Source organism: Lactobacillus sp. OTU4228 (assembly GCF_001006945.1).
In the GTDB taxonomy this organism is placed as follows: Bacteria; Bacillota; Bacilli; order Lactobacillales; family Lactobacillaceae; genus Lactobacillus; species Lactobacillus amylovorus.
In genome coordinates, this window is the sequence record NZ_CDLD01000038.1 from 38153 (window position 1) to 63195 (window position 25043).

The following is a 25043-nucleotide window of genomic DNA, read 5'->3' on the forward strand; positions in this document are numbered from 1 at the left end:
TATTATATTGATTATTGTTGCAAATGCAACAATAATTTTATTAAAAATAAAAACCACGATCATTACAATCATGGCTTTATTTTCTACTTCACATAAGCATACTTGTATGACCATTGCGTACCAGCAGTATTATGAATCAAACCATGAACGCGTGGCTTTTGCAAATATGCCGTAGTTTGTTGGTAAATTGGCGTAATTGCTTGGTTCTTGTTCACGATCTTAGCGGCAGAAACCAAATCGTTCCAGCGCGTTGCAGGATCGTTAGCATCCTGATTGCCAGCTTTTCTAACCAAATTATCGTAGTTAGCATCTGACCACTTACCATAGTTGTATGAAGTGCCAGTCATCGGAATTTGCATGAAGGTCATTGGATCGTTGAAGTCACCGCCCCAGTGTGACAAGTAAATATCGAAGTTACCTTCTTGTGCACGACTATCCGAAGATTTTTCTGGCACATTTGTAATATTAACCTTGATGCCACGCAATTCCTTGGTCCATTGTGATTGCAAGTATTGCGTTAATTGATCACTATCAGACTCATCGTTTGAAGCCAAAATGTTAAAGGTTAAGCTGCTTTCACCGATTTCTTTCAAGCCTTGTTTCCAGTACTTCTTAGCCAAAGCAGGATTGTAATCAACGGTATTCTTTACCGCTTGTTCCTTAGCAAAGTCCTGGCCATTTGTTGGATTCTTAGCTAAATCAGTTGCGACAAAACCTGTTGGCAAGGTTGAGCCATTGCCTAAAACCTTCTTAGTCACAATGTCACGGTCAATTGAAAGTGACAAGGCCAAGCGAATATTTTTATTATTCAAAGCCTTACGGTTAACTGCGTTCTTGTCCTTGAAGTTATAAAGCAAGAATCTAACCAATGAGTATGGGTATTGAGTAAAGTCCTTATTGCTCTTCAAATTCTTCACTTGCTCGCTTGAAAGTGGGATTAAATCCAGCTTGCCTTGTTGATACATCTGGTAGCCGGTGTTGTTAGACTTCACTACTTGGTAGTTAATCTTGTCTAACTTAACCACCTTTTTATCCCAATAATCATTATTTTTAACAAAGGACCAAGTATCATTGGTACCGTTCCAGCCCTTAATCTTGAATGGACCTGAGTAAACCTGGTATTGTGCCTTAGTCGCATATTTCTTGCCGTACTTGTTAACGACCTTTTCGTTTTGTGGTCCAAACAATGGATAAGCCATCAGAACCTTGAAGTAAGCGATCGGTCTGTTCAGCTTAACGACTACAGTTTGCTTATTTGGTGCAGAAATACCAACTGCACTTGGCTTCATCTTGCCTTTTGCAACCGCATCCGCATTCTTTACGCCGCTAAAAAGATATGAATATGGTGAAGCGGTCTTAGGATTCAAGCTTCTGCGCCATGAGTAAACAAAATCTTGCGCGGTAATTGGATCACCGTTTGACCACTTGGCATCCCTCAACTTAAAAGTCCAAGTTTTGCCATCTTTTGATACACTACCGCTCTTAGCAAGACCCGCAGTAGGCTTACCGTTTTTGCCCAAACGATAAAAGCTTTCAAAGACATTGCCCGTTTGACCAAAACCGGTAGACTTGCTGATGTCAATGGTGTCCAGTGGTGCTGTAGTGCTTAAATTCAATGTGTTCTTTTCTGCTGTCGAAGCATTGTTATTGCCACAAGCAGCAAGAAGCAATCCTACTGAAACTGTGACAATACCTGCTAAAACTACCTTTAATTTCGACATGATTTTTCCTTTCTTTTGCAACAAAAAATGGGATGTACTCCAACGCGGAATACATCCCAAAAAGAACCACAACTTGATAACTAGTTATTCAGTAATAGTCTTTGATGATCACACATTAGAGCACGACAAATAGATGTTGTTAATACAACAACATTGGCAGTTTTGACATTGCATTTGACGTGCTAATAACATGTGATTCATCTCCTTCTTACTTTTAATAAGCCTATCTTAACTTGAGAGTTTACAGCTGTCAACATTTTATTTTGCAAAATCCTTTTTTCAGGTATAATTATTAACGAAAAAAGGAGGAGAAAAAATGAATGTAATTGCTGCTGTATTAACGTTTCTCGTAGGGATTGAACATATCGGAATTTGTTTTCTAGAAATTTTTGGTAAACCAGAAATGCAAGCTAAGGCTTTCGACATGGACCTTGATTTTGTAAAGCAGCCTGCTGCCAGAATTTCTATGGCAAATCAAGGCATCTACAACGGGATGCTCGGCCTATTATTGATATTGGTCTACTTCGTTTTTAAGGCTTCAATTGCTTTCACTGTTTGGCAATTATTGCTTACTTTGATCGTCGTAGTCGCAATTTTTGGTGGTTTTACCGCAACTAAAAAGATCTTCTTGGTGCAAATGTTACCAGCTCTACTTGCCTTGATTTTCGTAACATTACAGAAATAAGACAAATTCAATAATAATTTATTGACAATATGTCACTATCTAAAATATAGTTTATAATTAAGTATAAACTAAAACACAACTATATTTTTACAGGTAGGTGACTAATGAAAAAAATCTTTTTGGCCATATTAAATATTGGCATTGGTATAGGCTTAGGTATCTTTATTGCAAAGAATTACATGACGCAACTTGAGCCCCAAACAAACAACGTAACTGTTAGCGTAGGTGACTTTTTAAACAAGACACAAAAGGTCAGCTATTCTAGCGATAAATTGCCTGCAATCCAAACCAGTCAAGCCGCCGCCATCCGTAAATTCAAATCACTTTATTCTAGTGCCGAAATTAAATCCATTTCCTTAGTGCCAGACAACGGCATCTATGTCTACAACATTATCGGCTACGATAACTACAAGGACTGCATGATTCAAGTCGACGCTACCAATAATCAAATCATCGGGCAATCAACCCAGGTACTCGACTACAACTATGATAAAGAATCTTCACTGAACTTAAAGAAAACTATTTCTCGTAAAGAAGCTACTTCCATTGCCTTGCGCGAAGTTCCTGGTGCTACGCCATTATCATGGGAACTAAAAGACGACAATGATCAAGCTATTTGGAAGATCAATCTGGTCGAAAACAGTCAAAAACGTGTCGTAAAAATTAATGCCGTCACTAAACATGTGATGTGAAAAATAAGCATTACCCTGAGGTAATGCTTATTTTTTCGCAATTTTTAATTATCTTGCTTGGCTGTTGGCACGTGACTTGTAATCACCGTTTTCAGTACCGATCACAAGCTTTTCGCCTTCGTTGATAAAGTCAGGAACTTGAACAACCAAACCAGTTTCCATAGTAGCTGGCTTACCACCACCTGCAACAGTGGCACCCTTGATACCTGGTTGAGTTTCCTTAACAGTCAATTCAACAGTTGCTGGTAATTCAATACCGATTATCTTGTTGTCATCAGTGAAGTCCATGTCAACGACAGTGTTAGGAATCAAGAACTTAACGTCGTCACCTAATTGATCAGCTGAAACTTCGTATTGGTCGTAAGTTTCAGTATCCATAAAGGTGTAAGTGTCGCCTTCGCTGTACAAGTATTGTGCGTTCTTCTTAGTTACTTCAACTAAGTCTACCTTTTCAGTTGGACGCATAGTCTTATGAACAACGGCACCACTCTTAACATCACGCAAGTCCATTTGCATAACGGTGTTACCCTTACCTGGCTTGTGGTGGTTAGCCTTCAAAACCTTGATCAACTTGCCGTCTTGACTAAAAATCATACCTTTTTTCAAATTAATTGCTTGTACCATTTGCTTTTTCTCCCTTAATTTTCTTCAATCTCTTTTTTTAATTTTTGCGTTTTTCTCTTTTTTAACACGCTGGGGGCAAAGCAAATTTTTTAATTAATAATAAATAAATCGTATTCATAATTTACAGTATACCAAATTAAATATGTCTTAGGTAAATTCGATCGATTAAATGTCCATTTGTTTTATGCAAAATCAAACTAGCTCGTTTCTTTGTTGGCGCAATATATTCACGCAGGTTGACCAAGTTGACCATTTGCCAGGTCTCTTCAGCTAGCTTTAAAGCATCATCTAGCGGACCGTTAGCCATTTCATAGTAGAAATTATTTGGCTTATCTTTGTTTAGTTTCAAGACCTTCTTGAAGCGTTGCATGTACCATTTTTCAATCAAATCTTCGTCAGCGTCGATGTAAATAGAGAAATCGAAGAAGTCGCTCGTTACGACTTGGCCGCTTTCCGGCAGCTGCAAAGTGTTGATGCCTTCGATAATCAAAACATCAGGATTCTTCACATGACCATATTTTCCAGGGACAATGTCGCTCAATTCCTGTGAATACAGTGGATACACGATGTCTTTTTTCCCGCTTAACACGTCGCTCAAGAAATCGCTGAGCATCGTCATGTTGTAACTCTCAGGGAATCCCTTGCGTGGCATGAGGTCACGACGTTTCAATTCCTCATTGGGATATAGAAAGCCATCAGTGGTCATCAAATGCACTTTTAAGTCCGGGTACATTCTTTTAAGAAGTAACTGCAATAAACGAGCCGTCGTCGATTTTCCTACCGCAACGGAGCCAGAAATACCGATAATAAATGGAGCCGGCTTAAAATCCTTATGTAAAAATTCAATCTGAGCCTTTTGTTCATTCTTTTTTTGTTGATAAACTAAGTGTAAGTAGCTAATCAAACTAGTGTAAATTTCGTGGACGTCGGTTAAATCAACTACATCGCCTAAAGACTTAATGTTAGCTAGTTCTTCTTTAGTGATGTTTACTTTATTTTTGGGCGCAAGTTTTGCCCATTCATTTCTTTCAAAGCTTGTATAATTCTTCATATCCTGTTCCTCTAACTTACTTATTATAACGGAAAGGCTGAAACTATGAAAAAAATAATTTTATTTGGCGATTCAATTTTCAACGGTTATCGTGACGGCTGTGACACCAATCTTGTAACTAATTTGTTTAAAAAACAGCTTAAAAATTATGCACAGGTGGAAAACATCTCTAAAAGTGGTGCAACTACCATCGAAGGCGTTGATTATTTAGTGCAGATTCCTGCAGAAAAAGATTTAACTGTTGTTGAATACGGTAATAACGACGCCGCAACGGCATGGGGCATTAGTCCTGAAAACTATGAAAGAAATCTAGATCAAATCCTTGATGCTGTAGGTAAAAGCGTCGTTGTGGGACTTTGTTATCCCGATCCCACAAATAGCGAAATCAATCAATTTTATGGTGATGAGCGCCTCGATTTGTTTAACTCGATCGCCAAAAAAGTTGCTTTTGAGCACAAATCACCATTTGTGGATATTCTTCCGGCCATGAGAAAGCTCAAACACATATCGACATATTACCAAGCAGATGGCCAGCATTTAACTGATAAAGGTAACGGATTTCTGGTTAACCAGATTGTGCCCACAATTAAAAAAGAACTCGATTAGTTCAAGTCCTTTTTCATCATGATGTGCTGAATGCCAGCTTCTTCAAATGGCTCGCCGATTTCTTGATAGCCTAATTTGGCATAAAACGGTTCAACCCGCATTTGGGCATGGCAGTATAACGCCGCTACGCCCTTTTCGCGTAAGTATTCTTGTACCGCTTCAACCATCTTGCTGCCGAGGTGCATCCCTCTAGCCGCCTTTGACACCGCAACGCGGCCCAACATCCACTTGCCATCTTCTTCAAAAATCCGACAAGTAGCCAGCGCATTCGTTTGATCATCGTTCAAACGGTACGCTTGAATTGCGATCAAATCTTGGTCATCAAGTTCAGGCAAAGTAATCTTTTGCTCGGTCACAAACGTTTCTTCACGCAATCTTTCCGTGCAAAACAGCTCACGGCCGCTCATTTCATCAATCTTTTTCAGGGTAAAATCATTTATCTGCTTCATTGCTATCTACCTAAATAATTGCTTTCCTTGCCAAACCACTTTTTATTCAACTTAGCTAGTGTACCATTTTTTTGCAAGCGAACTAAGCCGGCATTGACCTTTTTACGCAAAGTCTTGTCACCCTTACGCATTCCGACCGCAAACAAATCCTTTGGCACATTATCATTTTGAATCACCTTGTAGTCCTTGCTCTTAGTCATGTGGGCAATGTAGTAGTTGGCATAAACTTCATCTAATAAAATACCCTGAATCCGACCGGCATTCAAATCTAAGAACGAATTAGAGATCGTGTCATAGAGCACGGTCTTTTTTGCGTGCAAAACATTTTGCTTAGTTTCATACCACTGCTCGGCAGTTGAACCGGTTTGCATCCCTAATTCATACTTTTTCATCTGCTTAAACGAATTAATGCCGCTGTCCTTCTTAACGACCAGTACCTGTCTGTTGCGCAAATATGGTCGACTAAAGGCCACTTTTTTCTTACGTTCAGGCGTAATACTGTAGCCGTTCCATAACAAGTCGATTGTGCCGTTACGCAATTCTGTGACGTTCATCGACCAGTCGATCGTTTGAAAACTAACGTGGATGCCATATTGTTTAAACACAGCCTTAGCTAAATCAATGTCATAACCAGTTAGCTGCCCATTCTTTTTCTCAAAACCCATGGGCACGAAACTGTCATCAAGACCCACCACAACCTGATTTTTCTGTGCGATCTTACTCCAAGTGTCTTGCGTATTTGCGCGTTCCTGCACGCTTTCACAACCAGTTAGCACTAGCATTAAAGTAGCTAATAAAACGAAAATCCATCTTTTCTTCATAGGCTACGCCTCACTTAATGGCTGGACCTTAAGCATCTGATCGGCCACGTTCTTAGCGAAGGTTAAATCGTGCGTGATGATCAATTGCGTTAAGCCTGACTTCTTCAAATCCAAGATCATCTTTTCCACTTCTTTACGCAAATTAGGATCAAGGGCGGAAGTTGGTTCGTCGTAGCACAAAATTCTTGGATTCATGGCCAAAGCTCTAGCAATTGCCACCCGCTGCTTTTGCCCACCTGATAATTGGTACGGGTACTGTTTTTCTCGACCATTCATCTGCAATTGGTCCAGCAGCTTTTGGGCGTTTTGTTCCGCTTCAGCCTTGGATTCCTTAAGCACCATCGTTGGTGCTAGCGTAATGTTTTGCAGTACGTTTAAATTAGGGAAAAGGTTGAAATCCTGAAAAACGACGCCGACATTGCCGGGATCATATGGCTTGCCATCGATTAAAATTTCGCCGCTATCCTTAGTTTCAAGGCCCGCGATAATTCTAAGCAAAGTGGTTTTACCGGCGCCAGATGGGCCCACGATCGTCATAATCTCGCCATCTTTTAAAGTGAAAGAAATATCCTTCAAAATCGGACGGTTGTTAAATTCCTTGCATAAGTTCTTTACTTCTAACATTTGTTTTCACCTGACCCTACTTGTAATAAGAAAAGTGCTTTTCAAGCCGCTTAAGAATAAAGGCGCAAATACTGATCAAGAACAAGTAGATGACGCCGACTAGTACTAGTGGCACTAAGGTTACATCCCTTGCCATCGCAACGTTACCTGCTCTAAGCAAGTCGCCCAAACCAATTACGTAAACCAATGATGAATCCTTAACCAAATTGATGACTTCGTTACCGATTGATGGCAACACGATTTTGATCACCTGGGGAATAACGATCTTGGTCATTGTCTGCCAGCGATTCAAGTGCAAAACTTGTGCCGCCTCAAATTGACCTTGATCAATCGATTGAAAACCGCCCCGGAAAATTTCAGCAAAATAAGCAGCATAGTTTAAGACGAAGGCAAATAAGGCAGCTTGGTAACGTGGAAAGACAATATGAATGATTGGCAAACCATAAAAGACAAAAATTAATTGTAAAAGCAGCGGCGTCCCTCTCATGATCCAGACATAAAAGTTAACGATCCACTTCAGCGGCTTGATCTTGCTCATTTCTCCCAATGAAACTAAAATTCCCAGCGGCGTAGCCAAAATTAAAGTCCAAAAGAAGATGCTTAACGTCATTCCCGCTCCACTAAATAAAGCTGGCAATATTTCTGTAATGTATTTCAGCGACATACTCTCACCCATTTTCCTAATAAAAAAGTCCTCTTAGGACTAGCCTAAGAGGACGACTGTATCGTGGTTCCACCTCATGTTTGCACTTGCTCACGCAAAATGCCTCACTAGGTTGATGATCGAAAAGAAAAAGCCCCCATAGCCTAATTGGCTACGAGGGCGAATGAAATCGCGGTTCCACCTCATGTTCACAAACTGCTCACGCAGTCTGCCTCAATAAGTTCGATAATCAACCTTTAGTTGTAACGGGCTAACCCCGGGTTCTCCTACTTGTTTCAGAAAATCAACTCGCAGATGTGACTTCATACCAGCGTATGTTTCATTTCCACCATCAGAAACTCTCTATTACTGCGATAGGTACTACTGCTTCTGTTCTAAGTTGTTTTTAATATTGATTAAGATAATAAACGACAAAAATTGATTTGTCAATTATTTTTCTTCGTAGGTACTCTTGTCTGCATCGAGTAATGGACTCTTTTCACCGGTGTAAATAATGTCCAGCTTGTACATAGCACGTGAAGTAATTGTGTAAACCAATTGCGTTTCATCGACGCGGTGGTAGTTTTCTTTTGAAGCGCCCCACATGATGACAGCGTCGAATTCTAGCCCCTTAGCCAAGTATGATGGAATAATCAAAGTCCCATCAACCAAACGCTGGTTAGCGGTCGCAATTAAAGTAGCCTTTTCACCGCGGTCAGCTAACATCTTGTGAACAAATTCAGCACTAGCTAAATCCTTGGTGATGACTGCAGTTGTCATCTTATGCTTTTCATTATCACGCAAAACATTGCTCAAAACGGCGACGGCTTCTTCGTCAGTCTTTCTGCCCCAGATAACTGGCTTAGGTCCCTTTCTGTTAAAGGCTTCGATCTTCTCACCTTGACGCAAAATTTGCTTGGTGAAGTTGGTCAATTCCTTAGTTGAACGGTATGACTTAGTAAGCTGCACTACGTCGGTCTTTTCTGGATCAAACAAACCAGAAATCTGCTTAAGCAAGCTGCGGCTTTCGTCCTTGGTAAAAATAGCCTGGTTTAAGTCACCCAACATGGTGAACTTAGCCCGTGGGAAGTTGTACTTCAGGTAAGCCAATTGGAATGGCGTGTAGTCTTGAATTTCATCGATAAAGGCATAACGCATCTCGTAGTCGGTTCTGCGGCCAGTAACTAAGTCGTAGAGGTACAAGTATGCGGAAACGTCGCTCATCGCAATATCATGACTCTTGAAGTTGTTCTTTACCTCTTCAACGTGCTTCATCCATTCGTCTTCGTCGATGTCCCACTTGCTTAAATCAACCATCTTAGGCACGGCACGCAAAAAGCTCAGGTATTGTGCACGCATGTTAAAGAAGTGGTTGTGCAAAATACGCTTGTGTACGCCCTTTAAAGCGGCTAAAACAATCTTTCTACCCAAGAAGGCCTCTTCTTTGGCTTCAGATTCGAATTCTTGGTCAGGACGATCGTACAAGTCGTTCAATTCTTGTTGGCTCATCCCTTCAATGGTGTGAGCTACCCAAGCCTTCTTAGTTTCAGGCGTAATCTTGCGGTTAAGTATCTTGATCAATTCTTCACGCGTAGCATCGATACGGTTAGCCAAATTATAATTTTCATTGAATGAGTAGTAGATTTCTTTGATCTTGTCTTTATCAAAGTATGGCTTCTTCTTGTCGCGGAAGTAGATGTTTTTAAAGATCACGCCGCGCTTATTAAGGCGTTTTGCATAACGGGTAAGCAAGTTAAAGAAGTTAACTGAATCCTTGAACTTGCTGATGTTGGTATCGGCAGTTTGATCTTCGAATTGCTTGAACAAGTTCTCAACGTTCATCCCTGGCAAACGACGAGCCACAAATTGCCAGTAGGTCATTTGAACCATGTTTTGTTCACCCATTTCAGGCAAAACGTTCTTGATGTAGTCGTTAAACAATTGGTTTGGACTAAACATGATGACGTCGCTTGAAGTCAGGTTGCCACGGTAACGGTACAAAAGAAAGGCAATTCTTTGCAAAATAGCACTAGTCTTACCAGAACCAGCTGCACCTTGAACAAACAACAAGTCAGCACTCGTATTTCTAATGATCTTGTTTTGTTCACGTTGAATCGTCGTTACAATCGACTTCATCTTCGTACTGGATTTTTCAGATAAAACAGACAAAAGCATTTGGTCGCCGATTGATTCGTTGGTGTCAAACATGTTGATGATCTTGCCGTCTTCAATCATGAATTGACGTTTCTTGGTCATATCAACGGTGATTTCGCCTTCTGGCGAATTATAAGTAACCTTGCCTAGTTTTCCATCATAATAAATTGAAGAAATAGGTGCACGCCAATCGTAAATCAAGAAATGATCATCTTTATCTGCAAAGGAACCTAAGCCAATATAGATGGTTTCAGGCTTTTCTTCGCCGTTTTCCTTGAAATCTACACGTGCAAAGTATGGCCGCTTCTCAAGGCGTTCTACCGTGTCGAGCTGCTTAGCTGAATGTTGCCAGGCATGTTCACGTTCACTTAATAATTGTTGCTGTTGGTGAATTGACAAGGCAGTTTCCATTGAAGTGGAATAGCCATCGTAGTCCAATTTCACATCGTCAAAAAAGTGTGAATTAAGCTCTCTTGCTTCGCCTTCAGCTGATTTGATAGATTTCTTTAAGGACTTTTCGCGTTCCTTGATTTGTTCCATTATGTTATCAAGGTGCTTTTGTTCAAGTTCTTTTTCATTATTTTCAGTTTTGGCTGTAGCCATTTAATCACCTTTCCCATAAAAATTTGCTATCTATTTTACCATAAATAGCGCTTTCATGATAGTTTTCATGCTCGTAACCAAAATATAAGTAAAAATCAGTGAAAATTTAAGTTCTAAAGATTATAATTTCAGCATTGGAGTTGAAAATAAAGTATGAGAACATTTTTTAGATTTATTCGAAATATTTTCTTGCTTGCTCTTCTCGCCTTTGGTGTTTGGACTTATAAAAATAATCCTGACTTCCAAATAGCAACCAATGATTCCTTAGTGACACTCAGCTATCGCATCAACCAGTTGCTCACGACGGGAACGGCAACAGCGCCCAAAAATGGCATTAATTCAAATACAAAAACTAATACTGATAAAACTGAAAATGATAATTCTTCTGAGACTCGTGTTTGGTCAAAGCCTGAAGCCAATGTCTATGTTGATATTAAAAACAACCTCCAGTTGCGTTCGGCCGCAATCGATGCGATGAACGCCTGGAACAGAACGGGTGCTTTCACTTTCTACCAAACTGATGATAAAAGTCGCGCCCAGATCGTGATCAGCACGGTTGACGACAGCGATACCAATGCAGCCGGTGAAACGGCAACGACTTATAACCCATCAACGGGTCATTTGTTAAAAGCCGACGTACACTTGAACCGCTACTACTTGCAAAACGAGTGGTACGGCTACAGCAACAAACGCATCGTCAACACGGCTGAACACGAATTGGGCCACGCAATTGGTTTAAACCACACCAATTCCGTGTCAGTCATGTATCCTAAAGGTTCGATCTACACAATTCAACCACAAGATATTCAGAACGTCAGAAAAATTTATCATGAAAAATAATTAGCTTTATCTGCTCACCTTTTTTAAATAAAATAAACGGTGAGTTTTTTATTTTTATAAGGAGACAGAAATGAAGAGAATTTACGTCGTTCGACATGGTCAAACTTATATTAACCGTTACAACAAGATGCAAGGTTGGTGCGATACTCCATTAACTGAACCAGGCATTGAAGGTGCTGAAAAGGCCGGTGAAGCTTTAAAGGACGTCCCATTCGATATTGCTTTGTCTAGTGACTTAAAGAGAGCTAGCGATACCTGTGAAATCATCATGAAGCACAACGTCAACAAGGATGAATTGCAACACCTTGCTAGCCCATTCTTTAGAGAACAATTCTATGGCTACTTCGAAGGCCTCGATTCTGAAATGGCCTGGCGCATGATCGGTGGCAGCCACGGCTACGCAACTAGACAAGAACTATTTGCCCACGAAAGTATCGATACGATCAAGGACTGGATTAAGGATGCCGACCCATACCACGATGCAGAAAACGCTGAAGAATATTGGGCACGTCTTGATAAAGGTTTTAAGTTGATCAGCCAACTTGATGGTGCCGAAAATATTTTGCTTGTAACACACGGCTTTACTATTAGAAGTTTGTGGTACCGCTACGGTGATAACATCCCTCTTGTACCGGGTCCTAGAAACGCTTCAATCACCATTATGACAATGAGTGCCAAGGGCGAGATTAAGATCCCTAGCTGGAACAAGATGCATTTATAGCCAAAAAGAAAGCAGATTTCCAATTGGAAAACTGCTTTTTTTATTTTTATCTATTTTTGCAAAACAAGGTTTTCATACAGTTTAACTGTAACGGCATAGTAGATGAAGTAGAGAACAATGAAGATTGAGAATGGTACCCAGAAGCCCATGTATGGATGTGGCAAAAGTGCTGTAAATAATCTGAGTCCAAACAAGACGTCGATCACACCGAGGATCCCAGGAAGAAGGAATAACACGCCAATTTCGTGTCTAATGGATTGCTTGAGCCCCTTTCTTCTAGTACCAATCTTATAAAGCATTTCGTAGCGCATCTTGTCGCTGGCGGCGCCGCTCAAAACTTTGAACATCAATGTGGATGCAAGCATGGTGAGGAATGCGATTCCCAGGAAGAACCCCATGAATTCGAAACCACTGGTAAAACCCAAAATCATTTGGTATGAGAATGGTTTGGTTCGTGACAAAGCTTGAGCCATGGCTGGATTAGATGCCAGTTGCACCTTCTCCAATTTCATCAAAGTTAGGTAATCCTTAACAAAGTCTTTTACTGTAATTAAAGTAATAAACTTCTTTTGTCCTTGGATATTCTTTAACTGATTGGATGAAACTAATTTGACTGTCTTACCTAAAGTATTAGTTTGAATTCTCAAAACATTGCCAGCGTAACTGTCTTTCATAGTGAGTTCGCTAGTTTTAAGCGTAACTGGTTTATAAATCGGGAAGTTATTACCGTTTTGTTTAAACTTAACGTCTCTTAATGGTGTCTTTTCAAATTCACTTTTATCGAAGTAAACGTCTTTTTTAGTTTCAACATAGTGATATGTCGATCTGGTTTTGATGTCTATTTTATCCACATTCTTTTGAACAGCCGGACTGTTTTCAATGATTGTTGCGTCATAGTATGTGCTTTTTACAGCTTGGTCATTCAAAGAGTTGAAGTTAAGACCAACAGTAATGGCACCAAGTGCTAATGCGAAAAGTAGTGAGATAACTGAAAGAATACGGGTGTAATCGCGAATTCTGAATTTTAATTGACCTAGAGTGAAGATACGAATACCGCGGTAAGCGAAGTTCTTTCTTTTAAGTAGGAAATTAATAATGAGAGTGAAAAGAGAGTCGAAAGTGAAGTAGGTACCAGCAACAATAGTGATTAAAGCAGCTGGAATGATGAAGAAAATTGCGCTAGCTGGCATCCTCATGATGTAGTAACCAGCTGCTAAAAGTACAATACCTAAAATTGCCTCAAAAACTCTTAAACCATTTTTACGGCTAAGTTTAATTGGCTTTTGACTTTCGTGAAGCAAGTCAATGACTTTACTTCTAACGAGTTTATGCGCGTTTCTTAAAGCAGCAAGGAAGAAAATTGCAACAAAGAAGATCAAGGTCCAAATAATCGCACTAGGCAAAATTACTTGGAAGTGTGTAATTTTAAGACCAAGGTTAGCAATTAATAATTTAGAAATAAGTGCAGTTAAGCCAAACCCAATAAAAATACCAAGTACGGCTGCAATAATTCCTGTAAGCAAAGTTTCACAGAAGATCAATAAACCGATCCTGGAACTCTTTGCCCCCAGCATCATAAACATGCCGTAGTCGTGCTGACGCATGCTCAGCAAAAACGAATTGGCGTAAACCAGATAAACAAATGTGATAATTGCGAGCAGGACAATACCAAAGCCGAAAATAAAGCTTAAGTAATTTCCCGGTGCGTTAACGTCGTGACTCATAAAACCGGGATTAATGGCCAAAGACAAGAACATGTAGAAAATCATGCTGGCTACAACTAGCCCTGAAAACAGCACCGTGTAGTCTTTTAACCGGCTTTTAATCCCAGTTAAGGATAGCTTCCAAATCATGCTTCTCACCTCCTATTCTTCGGTTCCTAAGTGAGCAATTAATTCATGGTAGAAATCAGTTCTGCTCTTGTTACCCTTTACCATTTGCTCACCGATCTTACCGTCTTTGATAAATAAAATGCGGTTGGCAAAGCTGGCGGAAAATGGATCGTGGGTAACCATCAAAGTAGTTACGCCATCGTTTTTGTTTAAGTTTTCCATTGTATTTAAAAGTTCACGGGCACTCTTAGAGTCCAGCGCACCGGTTGGTTCATCGGCTAACAGCATGGCTGGTTCGTGAACAAGTGCGCGAGCTGAAGCAACACGCTGCTTTTGACCACCAGAAATTTCAGCTGGATATTTGTCCAAAATTTCTTTAATCCCCAACTTAACTGCAATTTTATCCACAAGTGGATTAATGCGATTAGTTGAAATACCGCGCAAGCTGAGTGGCAACGCAATATTTTCACGGTTGGTCAAATTTTCCAATAAGTTGAAGTCTTGGAAGATAAATCCAATTTCCTTACTACGGAAGTCAGCCATTTGGTTGGCATTTAAATTGCTGATGTCTTTACCGTTGATAAAAACTTGGCCGGTAGTTGGCTTATCAAGCGTTGAAAGAATGTTTAACAAGGTAGTCTTACCAGAGCCTGAAGCACCCATGATTGCGACGAATTCGCCTGAGGTGACCTTGAAGTTGATGCCTTTCAAAGCTTGGTATTGTTTTTCGCTTTTTTTCCCGTAAGTCTTGGTGATATTGTCCACCACAAGAATTTCATTCATTTTAAAAACCTCATTTTTCTGCTTTTTGTTTTACTGTATTATTCAATTAATACAGTAATATGATATTACAATTTTGTCAATCTGTTTTTGGCACAAAAAAAGCTTTCCCACTTTTTAACAAGTGGAAAAGCCTATAACATCAAGCTTTAATTGCTAGTTTTTGTTTTGATTAATCTGCACTTTCCTAAAGTTTGAATCTCTTGTTGACCATCGACTTGATGGAAAATAGCGTTCTGGTATGACAACTTCTCTTTCTTTTTGCTCTTGTCCTTAAACTTTCTGATAAAGGTTACTTCATAGTTCACATTGCTGTAATTGCGTTCGCCTGGCAAGACTGAGATTACCTTCACCTTCACGCTGTACTTCTTAAGATTCTTTTTCTTCTTCCAAGCCTTAACTTGCTTAGCAATCTTCTTGTAGTCGGCATTATCTTCACCATTTTCAAAGGCTTCGGCGTCTGGCTCCTTGAAGTTGTTGTAGAGCATTCTAGCGGCATCCCCCGCCTGAATCAAACCAGGCCAGATCGGATTGACAATGTAGTCGCCTTCCTCATCTTGGTAGACGTCCTTTTCGCTGTTGCCTTGGTAAGTATCTGCGGTATTGTCGTAGTCGGTCACATCATCTTCACTATCGCTAAATTCTGAGCTGATTGATTGTGACAAGTCTCTAACCGTTTCGGACTTGATCTTCTTGCCGTTAACGGTGCTTTGGATGTAGATTTCCATGCGCTTAGCAATTGGATAGTCTTTAAAAGTATAATTACCGTACTTGTTGAGCTTACCTACCTTACGGTCGTTGACGTAGATGACGCCGTTAGGCACGCTGCGGATTTGGAACGTAGCCGTCTTGATATTCATATCGACGGTCTTGTTGGACCAAATATTGACGATTGAATCGGCATCAAGCTTGCGGCCGTTAACCGTTGATTTAACTGAAATGTGGTAGCGTCCTGGGAAAACCATGCCTAAATCTTGGTAGTAGTTCTGGTTGCCACCTTCCATTTGACCATAATTTTTGTGGTTAATCATCAAAGTTGAACCAGCGTGGTTGGTCTTAATCTGCGGACGATAGACTTGCACACGCAGCGTGTATTTTGGAAAGAACAGGAAGTATCTGCCGGATTCTACCAACTGAATTTCGCCGCTATCACGGTTGTGACGCAAGTTATAAGCTAAACGGTTAGCAGCTTGCTTGTGCTCTTTAAAATAGCTTTGGAGCGGTTTTAAACTGCTATCGGTGACGTTCATATCTGGCGTTGAAGCTGTTACGTATTTTGCCATTCCAGTTTTTGGATTGCGTAAATTCGTTACAATACGGTTAATTTGCCGATCTTTTGTATAATAAAAATTACCAGCGGCAGCGAGAATACCGATTAAGACAATAATGATCCCCGTTGCCCAAGTTTTTTTATGTTTTTTCATGTTTACACCCTATTTGAAAATACCTTTTTTTACTAGGGTACCAAGTTGAGCTAAAATAGCAAATATCTTTTTTGAATTAATCAAAGGGAAACATAATGGAAATTAATTTTGATTTTTTAAAAGACAGCAAGTACTTCAATGAACAATATCCTGCTGCAGAAAAAATTTATAAGTTATATACGATCGATGACTATCGCGATGTTATCAGTAATGCACGCCTGCTGCTTGAAACGATCGTGAAGAAGATTTTTAAGCTAGAAAATTTAAACCAGTATTATCCGATCCGCGATGGCGAATACCGCAATTTGCGAAACGATACACATTACTTACGCTCAGAGGTCAATTATCCGCTTAGCATCATGGATTTATTCGACGAAGTCCGCCGTATGGGTAACGCCGCCATTCATGATAGCAAGTTAGAACCTGATAAAAAGCAGGCCTGGCACTGCATTTGCGACCTGCATGATATTTTGGTCTTCTTGATCAACAGCTATGAAAGTAGGGATCTTTACTACATCAGACCTGATATTGCAATGGAAGCTCAGACCGATGAAAAGCATTATTTCAATCGAAAATCAAAGAGCATAACCACCCAGCATATTCGCTTATCTGATCATAAAAGTACTAAGAAAAAGACTAATCATCATCAAAATAAGAATCTAAAAAAGGCTAAATATTATTCTTCTACTAAACAAGAAAATAAGGAGAATAATACTCAACCTACTAACATTGATGATTCTAATCAAAAACCAGAAAATATCTTCACTAAAATCAAACACTTTTTTGCAAAAAAATAGACGGTAGAAATACCGTCTTTTCTTTATGCCAATTGCATTTTATCAACTTCGATGTCGCCGCGACCAACTTGGATGGCTCTTCTTGCGACATCATCTAAATTAGCGCTAATTAAATTGTGGCCTAATTCCAAAACCATTGGCAAGTTAGCACCACTAACCACTCTTACGCTGTCCGGGTGAGCTTCTTCATATTCCTTAGCTACCAAGTGTGGCGTACCATTTCTTAAATCAGTCAAAATCAAAACTTGACCTGATTGATGTCTGTCCATCAATTCAGCAAAACGTCTGCGGAAGTCTCTGATGCCGCTGTCGTTAAGTTCAATTGTCATAATTTGATCGTTTTTGCCTACCAGCATGTCATGTGCAGAAACAAGGCCTGAAGCAAGGCCCTCATGAGTTGCAATTAAAAGTTCCATAATTTTTACCTCTTTTTTGTATTAAATGTAAGCGATTTCTATACTTACATTTTAACACAGAAGCTCACGCAGTACCTGTTTCAGGCCGTTTTATAATTTTTTTCCAATTAAACTCTTAGTCAAGCTTTTCGATGTCTTCAAGCAAAGATTCTTGTTCTGGAGTCAAACGATTTTCCTTCTTGCGCAATTCCAAAACCTTGTGGCAAGTGTGTAAAATTGGCTTAGCCTTTTCCACAACATCTTTGCCGTTCATGTCTGGGGTTACATTGCTGAGCAAATCGTCCATATCCTTAGCAGTCACTGCAAAAACATCATTCTCACCACCGTGTTCAAGTGGCATGCGGTTAAGCATTTCTTCAATCATTTGCAAATTGTTTCTAACTTCTTCAAAATTATCCAATTCATTCACGTCCATTTCATGTTTTTCTTTATTATATAAAAAACAGCCACTTGCGTGACTGAATTAATTTACTTTTTACTAATTATTGCGTTGGAAAAGTTTGATGCATTAGACTCGATTAGCTTGTTGGAATTATTGATAAAAAGGGAAACGCCAATACCTAATGCTGCCAGAATAATCCATATTTTTTCTAAAACTTTACTCTTCATCCGGGCACCGCTCCTTTTATCTCTATATTATACACGGAGCTTGCCATCGCGGGAATGGGTACGCTTACATTTAACCGAATTGTAACAATTTTTAAACTTACTTAAGAGTTACTTCGCCAGCGACATTAGTATTGAAGAAATCATCGATTTCGTGGACATCCATGCCTTGGCCTAAAGCCCACATCAACTTAGTGATCGCACTCTCAGACGTCATATCGCAGGCGCTGATCGCACCTTCAAGCAAGGCCTCACGTCCTACTTCGTACTTGGTTAAATCGCTACGTTCATATAAACATTGGCTGCTGGCGACGACGGGGATGCCGCGACGGATTAACTTACCGATTGCGGCTACCATATTGCGGCGAATAAAGTTCATCCCACCCAAACCATAGGCCTCAATAACGATCCCGCGACAGCCGCTATTTACCATCGCAAACAGTAAATTCGGATCAAAACCAGGGAACAATTTGACCAAAGAAACGTGTGAATTGATCTTGGTATTCAAAACCGGCTCGCCATCGTGCTTCTTTTGAAAATGGTCGTCAGTATTGAAGACCAAACCATCAGAAGAAACAGTGGCTACAGGTGGCACATTCACACTTTCGAAGGCATCGAAGTTGGTTGTCCGCACCTTCACTGAGCGACAACCCAACATTACCTTGTTGTGGAAGGCCAAATAAATATCAGGCGGACAAGTAGCGGCAGCCGCAAAGGCCAAACGCAAATTGTCGTGGGCGTCACTTAAGACGATGTTAATTGGCACCTGACTCCCCGTTAAAACGACCGGGATATTAATATTCTTCAACATAAAAGACAGCATTGAAGCGGTATATGCCATCGTATCCGTACCGTGTGAAACGACGATGCCATCATAATCATTGCGGTATTTATAGATATTTTGTGCGATAAACTTCCATTCTTCCGGCTGAATGTTGGATGAATCCAGCTGCAAGATATCCTCGACGTGAATGTCATAAGGCAATTTACCCAGCATCTTGATTAACTCTTCGCCAGTTTCCTTAGGTACCAAACCAGCGTTAGATGCTACAGAAGCAATCGTGCCCCCTGTTGATAGCAATAATAATTTCTTCATAATCCATATCCTCTATTTTTTACAAACCGCAATGCTTGCCGTACTCATTCATCAACAAATCGATCAAAACATAGGCTGAGCTGAACGTGACCGCATTCTGATTGCTAAACTGAAATGGCGTCGTTTTAAAGAAAAAGCTGTAATTACTCAGTGAGGCAATCTTTCCTGGCTGCCAACTAGTCAAAGAAACCAGCTTCAATTGGTTATTGACCGCATCGATTTTCTTTAGCTCTTCCAGAATCGTCTTGTTAAAGCCGCCAAACGAAATCACAAACAGCATGTCGTTGGTTTTCACCGACCGCCCAAGCATCGAAACTTCGTCGCGCGCACTCGGCAGAATAATCGCTTTTTTACCAATCAAGAAAAAGGAATGGGCCAAATATTCCGCAATGATTTGCTGCTGCCAACCGGTTGAATAAATATAAATTGTTTCAGCGCGATCCAAATCATTGAACAAATCAGTCAGATTCAAACCCTTAATATACTTAACGGTCTCTTCCAGAATCTTTTGCAAATTAGCGTCAAAATTCAAACCTTGCGCATACTTTTCGCGCTGCGCCTTTTTAGCCGTTAATTCAGACAATTCAAACTTCAACTCGCTAAAACCACTCAACCCCAGCTTTTTACTTAAACGAAAAATAGCGGACTTAGAAACATACAGCTTCTGTGCAAGTTCCATCAGACTCAACTTGCTGGCAGCTTCAGGATATTGCAACAAGTAGCTCACAATCGCCTTATCAGTCTCGTTAAAACCTTCTTTGTTCTTCATGACTGCTGCTTCTAAATCCATCTTTTTTTCCTTTCTTTCCTATATTTTGTCTTTACCAAAAGAATATCATGTTAGACGCAAAAAGGATAGCCGCCACATAGACGGTTATCCTTTCATTTTTTGTTTTAAAGGTGTGCAGTTTAACTGGATTATTTCAATTCTGGCCAGTATGGAGCGTTAACTGGAATCATGTCATCCAAAATCTTCTTAGCAACTGAAGCGTCTGGTACAGTTTTGTTCAAAGCGAAGGCTTGAAGCATCTTTTGGTAAGAATGTTCAACGTAGGCATCAACAACCAACTTTTCACAAGTTTGTTGTTCCATCATCAAACCTCTTTGGAAGCGGCCGGCCTTACCAGTTGCCATAGGTTGAATACCATCAGCACCGAATAATGCAGGAACTTCAACGATTGAATCTGGATCCATGTTAGAAATGGCACCATTATTAGGGCAGTTAGCCAAGAACTTTTCGTGAGTGTTAAAAGCAATAGCGTGAATAATATCAACGATATATTCTGAGTGCAAACCTGAGATGTCCCAAATGTTGTCCTTAGCGGTACCAGCCTTAACGATACGTTCACATTCACCGAAGACAATCTTTTGACGGTGTTCACGAATTTCATCGGTACGAGTGTGCTTTGGATCAGCGTTTGCTACTTCATATTGTGGGAAGTAGTAGTATTGCATATAATTGTTTGGCAAGGTTTCTGGATCCATCTTGTAGTCGTCGGCGACCTTCTTGAATGTTGCTTCCCATGAAGCTTCAGTATTCTTGTCGTATTCACCGCCTACCCAATAGCCATGGTCCTTAACGTATTCCTTAAGTTTAGGCATCAAGTCTTCGCCGGTCTTCTTGTTTCTAACTTCTTTCCACCAGCCGAAGTGGTTCAAGCCGTAGTAGTTGAAGTCAATGTCATGCCAGCTGTTAAGACCGCAGATAGCTGCCATTCTGTCCATGTCATCAATAGGCATGTCACAGATGTTGATAACTTTTGCGTTTGGACGAAGACGACGGCAAGCTTCAGCAACGATCGCAATGGTGTTGGAGTAGTTGATCATCCAAGCATTTGGTGAGTATTCTTGCATCCAGTCAATGATTTGAATGATGGCAGGAATTGAACGAAGACCGTAAGCCATTCCTCCGGGTCCGGTAGTTTCTTGACCATTTACGCCGTATTTCAATGGGATCTTTTCATCCAAGCTTCTCATGTGGTATTTACCAACACGAATTGAACCCATTACGAAGTCAACGTCGGTGAAAGCTTCCTTTGGATCAGTGGTGTATGAGAACTTAATTTGTGGAGCTCTTTCCTTCATGATGATCTTAACAGCTTCACCAATCTTCTTTTGACGTTCTGCATCGTTATCGTAGAACTTCAATTGTCTCATTGGGAACTTGTCTTGACTCTTGATTAAGTCGAGGACAAATCCTGGTGTAAAAGTACTACCACCACCGGCAATAACTACTGAATATTTCTTACCGTTCATCTTATTTCTCTCCTTTGAATAAGTTTTTATCTCTTCTTTTGTTCCGTTTCATTTACCTTACGGTTATATTTATATCATCATTTTTTGAAAATGTATTCGTTTTCATTGCCTTCAGACTTTGTTTCGCGGCTTGGAACTCGTTTCGACCCATGAAATATTTTTTATACCATATACGGAATAGCTATCCTGTTACTTTAACCGAGAGAAATTAGTCAACTACCCTAGACTGAAGTCTAGGGTAGTTGACCTTAATAAAGTTCCTAATCCAAGGGTTCAAATGGTTTGGTCATCTGTTTGAACTCTTTTAATTTGCCCCACGATTTTCATACAGCCTGCTCCTTTTTGTATCTTCCATTAGATAAGATTAATGATTAACTATATAGCTACAAATCCCGGTATTAAAGCATTCTTGAGTAAGAATGTTGTTAAATCAACGTTTTCAGCGATTACGCATGATTATTGTTCATTTACAGTAGTCATGTTTTTTTATTTTACAAAAATTTTTTTGCATTACCTGTAAGCACATTAAGCGCGTGGATCATGCTTACATCAAGCTATAAACAAATTATTATAAAAAAAGACTATTGCTATATTATTCCACTCCTGATATATTTTATAACCATGAAGTGAGTGAGAAAGTTAGAGATAGGTGTAATTTAATTAAGTACTATATAAAGGGGAATTATGTATGAATAGAAATATAGCAATTAGAATTTTAAAAGAGGAATTAGCTACTACATTATTAAAGACATATTCTGTAACGCAATTTTGTGATGCACTCGGTATCACGCGTAGCGTTTTCTACAGTAGATACTCAAGCATGCCGGACTTGTTTTCTGATGCGATTCAACATGAGATTCATCAGCACTTTTTAGATTACCGCGACTACGACACCGAACAGATTATTTATGCTTATCTCAAGCAAATCGATCGCACTCGCCTGTTCTACATTAATGTTTATCATTTGGCATCAAAAAATGCATCCCGTCACATCTGCCAAGACATCAGCAACGCCTTTTTCAAAGAAATGCAAACACACTTGTTTAACAGCGATTATTCAAATAACCACATCAAAGGCTTCACTTCTGTGCTGTTCTCGCACGTTACTGATTGGCTGGCTCATGGACATAAGAAGAATGCATTGGATATCTACAATGAAGTAAGATTTATGTTGCCATCAAATGCGTAAAAAAAGGGATGCCTCTCGCATCCCTTTTGCCGTTAAATATGTTTGATCATGTGGTCGTAAATACGATCGCCAATGGTCATTGACTTCTCTACTTCGTAACCTTTATGAACATAGAGCTTTTGTGCACGTGGATTTTCTTTATCCACATTTAAACTGATGATGTTATAGCCATGATCCTTGGCAATCTTTTCAGCTTCATCCATCAAGCTGCTGGCGATTCCTTCACCCCAGTGGTCGGGATGAACAGCTAAGGAATCGATATACCACTCATGTGGCCAAGCTTCTTGATCATCAAAAATCACAGTTGAAATCGGCAAGCCAGTTTTAGCATAATTGTGACGCAAAACAACATCGATGATCTTTTGGTCCTTGTATGGATACATGTCGAGAATACCAACGACTCTGCCCTCTCTTTCGTCTACCCAAACACGGCGGTAAGAATAACGATAGTCTTCAGAAATAAAGCCGAGCTTCATCAAACTATAGAATTGGTCTTCTGGCAATGATTCGATCGACTTCATCTGCATTTCGTCAAAAATCTGCTTAAGAATAGGATATACAAATGGAAAATCTGTTTTTCTTGCTTGTCTAATCATTTCTACCTCTAAAAATAATAATTACTATATTGTCTATATCTAATGTAACATGTTTTAACTCTTTTTGCCCTTTCTAGAATTAAAATGCTACAAAATTCGGCGATTTTATGATATATTAAGGATAAATAAGGTAAGCGCTTACTTTATGATAAAAATTCATAACCCAGATTTATAGAAATGAGGTGCTGTTGTGATATTGAATTTTGAAGAAGACTATTATTCTTTCAATCGAAATATAAAAAATACCACATATCGAGACACCCATCAGGCCTGGAGCCTCTAGCATAGACAGGCGCTTGATCTGTGTTCTGGATATTAAAGGCGAGGATTGCAATGTTTGCAGTCCTCGCTTTTTTATTGCATAAAAAGAGCCGGAATTGATCCGACTCTCCCTTTTTGAATTTCATTTTTTAACCTCCAAAAATAAAAATTTCCCTCACTGAAATAATAATAAAACTATTTATTTTTAGCTAGATAAAAATAGAAATTAGTTTAGGCAATAATTCGTATTTGGTAAAGCTTCACCGATTCTTATATCAAAAATAAGTTGCATTTCAGTAATTTTCATTTCTATGCAAAAAAGCATCCCTAAATTTAAAGATGCTTTCTATTATAAATCTTGCGTTTTTTATTAATTGTTATCACTTAAAATACTTTCATCAATCTCCATAGTTTGCAGCAAATATTGCTTATCTTGAGGATATAACTTCAAATAATCTTTTAGTGCAAGTTCTATATTAACCAATAAGGTTATATATGCTTCTTTATTTTCAAAGAGATTCAATCCTTTTAATAGAACTCCCAGCCTACTTTGACCTTTACCCAAGCTATACTCTTCTTGCGTTACTTTAAAATATCTAGAATATAGCGATCCTCTATATGGAAGTTTATGTTTTTCAGAATAATGATTATATATTCTTCCACCATGTGCTGCAGTATTTCTATAATCAAGCAATAAAGATAAAAAATCTCCAAAAATTTCTCTTAATTCTTCATTATTTTGAACTATTTCTATTGGAAGACCACACATTTTTGAAATTACTTCAGCTTTTTCTGTGTTTTTTAAAAGTTTTGTCCACCAAATTAAATTACCTAAGGAAAGACGTTTAACTACGATCCAAGGAGGAACATTTCCATGATCATTGCGATAGTGTTTAAATGGTTGATCATTACGTTCGGTAATTTTTCGTAAAGTATGCATCAATTTATCTACAGGATATTGATATTCATTAGGATGTCTAAAGCGTCGTCCATGACTATAATTTCTTCTATTTATATAAATATTTTGATCACAAGATATATTTTTTGATACTGTGTATGCAACTACTTGTCTTAAATTAGCCTCAAAATATTCGAGTGCTTCTATTGTTCCTGCTCTCAATTGCTGATCAACATTAAACAACTGATATATATGATCGAAACTCACATTATCTTTAAACCCTTTTTTATCATCAGAAGGATCAATCATAAAATTATCTTTATAACCATTTATTATTTCATAGTATCCATATCTTTCTAAATTTTTAGTAGCCGTTTCTTTATTATGAAATAACAAATTTCTACTTTGTAATATAGAAATTTGTTGATCTATTGTTTTAAAAGGTTTATCAATTCTATTATTCATAAAAACTCCTGTAAACAAAAATAGGATATACCCGAAGGCATACCCCACTTTGCGATCGCATAGCAATCAATAAACTAGATTAATGATATTTTACTGTTTTTATTAGTAAATGTCAATCTAGATTGATCCGTTTTCGCTTACTATTTAACCTTCAGCAGGCAAACAAGATCTGAATCTACGCCTTCATCATTGC

General features: G+C 39.1%; 26 protein-coding genes and 1 other annotated feature. Of the genes, 7 read left to right on the plus strand and 19 right to left on the minus strand.

Annotation, left to right across the window (positions count from 1 at the left end):
* Positions 1 to 83: 83 nt before the first annotated feature.
* Positions 84 to 1721 (minus strand): peptide ABC transporter substrate-binding protein, encoded by a 1638-nt coding sequence (locus tag BN1206_RS07800; RefSeq protein ID WP_052543181.1) that lies wholly within the window; start codon positions 1719 to 1721, stop codon positions 84 to 86.
* 316 nt (positions 1722 to 2037) lie between these two features.
* On the opposite strand from BN1206_RS07800, the gene BN1206_RS07805 reads away from it, so the two are divergent.
* Both BN1206_RS07805 and BN1206_RS07810 read left to right on the plus strand, forming a co-directional pair.
* Positions 2038 to 2406, plus strand: a complete 369-nt coding sequence (locus BN1206_RS07805) for a DUF1304 domain-containing protein (RefSeq protein WP_052543182.1) — start codon at positions 2038 to 2040, stop codon at positions 2404 to 2406.
* Positions 2407 to 2510: 104 nt separating this feature from the next.
* Positions 2511 to 3098: a PepSY domain-containing protein gene (locus BN1206_RS07810; protein ID WP_014566121.1), complete on the plus strand. Its 588-nt coding sequence runs from the start codon at positions 2511 to 2513 to the stop codon at positions 3096 to 3098.
* Positions 3099 to 3146: 48 nt separating this feature from the next.
* Here BN1206_RS07810 and efp read toward each other — a convergent pair whose 3' ends face one another.
* Positions 3147 to 3722 (minus strand): elongation factor P, encoded by a 576-nt coding sequence (gene efp / locus BN1206_RS07815; RefSeq protein ID WP_013438554.1) that lies wholly within the window; start codon positions 3720 to 3722, stop codon positions 3147 to 3149.
* A 136-nt stretch (positions 3723 to 3858) separates the two neighbouring features.
* Complete coding sequence (coaA, locus tag BN1206_RS07820; protein WP_052543183.1) at positions 3859 to 4773, minus strand: type I pantothenate kinase; 915 nt, start codon at positions 4771 to 4773, stop codon at positions 3859 to 3861.
* A gap of 45 nt (positions 4774 to 4818) precedes the next feature.
* On the opposite strand from coaA, the gene BN1206_RS07825 reads away from it, so the two are divergent.
* Positions 4819 to 5379, plus strand: a complete 561-nt coding sequence (locus BN1206_RS07825; protein ID WP_046433608.1) for an SGNH/GDSL hydrolase family protein — start codon at positions 4819 to 4821, stop codon at positions 5377 to 5379.
* On the opposite strand, the gene BN1206_RS07830 is transcribed toward BN1206_RS07825, so the two are convergent.
* The 5 genes from BN1206_RS07830 to helD all read right to left on the minus strand — a co-directional run bounded on the left by BN1206_RS07830 (position 5376) and on the right by helD (position 10673).
* Positions 5376 to 5828, minus strand: a complete 453-nt coding sequence (locus BN1206_RS07830) for a GNAT family N-acetyltransferase (protein ID WP_013438557.1) — start codon at positions 5826 to 5828, stop codon at positions 5376 to 5378. The genes BN1206_RS07825 and BN1206_RS07830 overlap by 4 nt on opposite strands.
* 2 nt (positions 5829 to 5830) lie before the next feature.
* Positions 5831 to 6649: an amino acid ABC transporter substrate-binding protein gene (locus BN1206_RS07835; RefSeq protein WP_013438558.1), complete on the minus strand. Its 819-nt coding sequence runs from the start codon at positions 6647 to 6649 to the stop codon at positions 5831 to 5833.
* 3 nt (positions 6650 to 6652) lie between these two features.
* The gene (locus BN1206_RS07840) at positions 6653 to 7273 is read right to left on the minus strand and encodes an amino acid ABC transporter ATP-binding protein (RefSeq protein WP_013438559.1); all 621 of its coding nucleotides are present in this window, start codon (positions 7271 to 7273) and stop codon (positions 6653 to 6655) included.
* Positions 7274 to 7289: 16 nt separating this feature from the next.
* Positions 7290 to 7937 (minus strand): amino acid ABC transporter permease, encoded by a 648-nt coding sequence (locus BN1206_RS07845; protein ID WP_014566125.1) that lies wholly within the window; start codon positions 7935 to 7937, stop codon positions 7290 to 7292.
* Positions 7938 to 8089: 152 nt separating this feature from the next.
* Positions 8090 to 8323, minus strand: a binding site (T-box leader).
* Between the two features lie 43 nt (positions 8324 to 8366).
* Positions 8367 to 10673: an RNA polymerase recycling motor HelD gene (gene helD, locus BN1206_RS07850; protein WP_013642399.1), complete on the minus strand. Its 2307-nt coding sequence runs from the start codon at positions 10671 to 10673 to the stop codon at positions 8367 to 8369.
* Between the two features lie 153 nt (positions 10674 to 10826).
* On the opposite strand from helD, the gene BN1206_RS07855 reads away from it, so the two are divergent.
* The gene (locus BN1206_RS07855) at positions 10827 to 11513 is read left to right on the plus strand and encodes a matrixin family metalloprotease (protein ID WP_052543184.1); all 687 of its coding nucleotides are present in this window, start codon (positions 10827 to 10829) and stop codon (positions 11511 to 11513) included.
* Between the two features lie 70 nt (positions 11514 to 11583).
* On the plus strand, positions 11584 to 12234 hold the full coding sequence (locus BN1206_RS07860) for a histidine phosphatase family protein (RefSeq protein WP_013642401.1): 651 nt from the start codon (positions 11584 to 11586) through the stop codon (positions 12232 to 12234).
* 50 nt (positions 12235 to 12284) lie between these two features.
* Here BN1206_RS07860 and BN1206_RS07865 read toward each other — a convergent pair whose 3' ends face one another.
* From BN1206_RS07865 to BN1206_RS07875, 3 genes are all read right to left on the minus strand, one after another.
* Positions 12285 to 14087 (minus strand): FtsX-like permease family protein, encoded by a 1803-nt coding sequence (locus BN1206_RS07865; protein ID WP_052543185.1) that lies wholly within the window; start codon positions 14085 to 14087, stop codon positions 12285 to 12287.
* Positions 14088 to 14099: 12 nt separating this feature from the next.
* Positions 14100 to 14849, minus strand: a complete 750-nt coding sequence (locus tag BN1206_RS07870) for an ABC transporter ATP-binding protein (protein WP_052543186.1) — start codon at positions 14847 to 14849, stop codon at positions 14100 to 14102.
* Between the two features lie 146 nt (positions 14850 to 14995).
* Complete coding sequence (locus BN1206_RS07875) at positions 14996 to 16270, minus strand: TcaA 3rd/4th domain-containing protein (RefSeq protein WP_052543187.1); 1275 nt, start codon at positions 16268 to 16270, stop codon at positions 14996 to 14998.
* 95 nt (positions 16271 to 16365) lie between these two features.
* Here BN1206_RS07875 and BN1206_RS07880 point away from each other — a divergent pair, with 95 nt between their 5' ends.
* The gene (locus BN1206_RS07880; protein ID WP_013438567.1) at positions 16366 to 17067 is read left to right on the plus strand and encodes a hypothetical protein; all 702 of its coding nucleotides are present in this window, start codon (positions 16366 to 16368) and stop codon (positions 17065 to 17067) included.
* A 23-nt stretch (positions 17068 to 17090) separates the two neighbouring features.
* Here BN1206_RS07880 and BN1206_RS07885 read toward each other — a convergent pair whose 3' ends face one another.
* The 6 genes from BN1206_RS07885 to BN1206_RS07905 form a co-directional block, all read right to left on the minus strand.
* A complete protein-coding gene (locus tag BN1206_RS07885) occupies positions 17091 to 17483 on the minus strand; it encodes a PTS sugar transporter subunit IIA (RefSeq protein WP_013438568.1) in 393 nt (130 codons plus the stop codon).
* 115 nt (positions 17484 to 17598) lie between these two features.
* On the minus strand, positions 17599 to 17898 hold the full coding sequence (locus BN1206_RS07890; RefSeq protein WP_013438569.1) for a hypothetical protein: 300 nt from the start codon (positions 17896 to 17898) through the stop codon (positions 17599 to 17601).
* Between the two features lie 53 nt (positions 17899 to 17951).
* Positions 17952 to 18092 (minus strand): hypothetical protein, encoded by a 141-nt coding sequence (locus tag BN1206_RS09930; protein ID WP_013438570.1) that lies wholly within the window; start codon positions 18090 to 18092, stop codon positions 17952 to 17954.
* A 97-nt stretch (positions 18093 to 18189) separates the two neighbouring features.
* On the minus strand, positions 18190 to 19185 hold the full coding sequence (locus tag BN1206_RS07895) for an asparaginase (protein ID WP_052543188.1): 996 nt from the start codon (positions 19183 to 19185) through the stop codon (positions 18190 to 18192).
* Between the two features lie 19 nt (positions 19186 to 19204).
* Positions 19205 to 19975 carry a MurR/RpiR family transcriptional regulator gene (locus BN1206_RS07900; RefSeq protein WP_052543189.1) on the minus strand — a complete coding sequence of 257 codons (771 nt, stop codon included), beginning with the start codon at positions 19973 to 19975 and terminating at the stop codon, positions 19205 to 19207.
* 128 nt (positions 19976 to 20103) lie between these two features.
* The gene (locus BN1206_RS07905; RefSeq protein WP_013438573.1) at positions 20104 to 21441 is read right to left on the minus strand and encodes a family 4 glycosyl hydrolase; all 1338 of its coding nucleotides are present in this window, start codon (positions 21439 to 21441) and stop codon (positions 20104 to 20106) included.
* 688 nt (positions 21442 to 22129) lie between these two features.
* Between BN1206_RS07905 and BN1206_RS07910 the strand changes: the two genes are divergently transcribed.
* Positions 22130 to 22630: a hypothetical protein gene (locus tag BN1206_RS07910; protein WP_046433849.1), complete on the plus strand. Its 501-nt coding sequence runs from the start codon at positions 22130 to 22132 to the stop codon at positions 22628 to 22630.
* Positions 22631 to 22662: 32 nt separating this feature from the next.
* Here the strand turns inward: BN1206_RS07910 and BN1206_RS07915 are convergent, their stop codons facing one another.
* Positions 22663 to 23226, minus strand: a complete 564-nt coding sequence (locus BN1206_RS07915; RefSeq protein WP_052543190.1) for a GNAT family N-acetyltransferase — start codon at positions 23224 to 23226, stop codon at positions 22663 to 22665.
* Positions 23227 to 23857: 631 nt separating this feature from the next.
* Positions 23858 to 24850 (minus strand): Abi family protein, encoded by a 993-nt coding sequence (locus BN1206_RS07925; RefSeq protein ID WP_022087699.1) that lies wholly within the window; start codon positions 24848 to 24850, stop codon positions 23858 to 23860.
* Positions 24851 to 25043 lie beyond the last annotated feature (193 nt).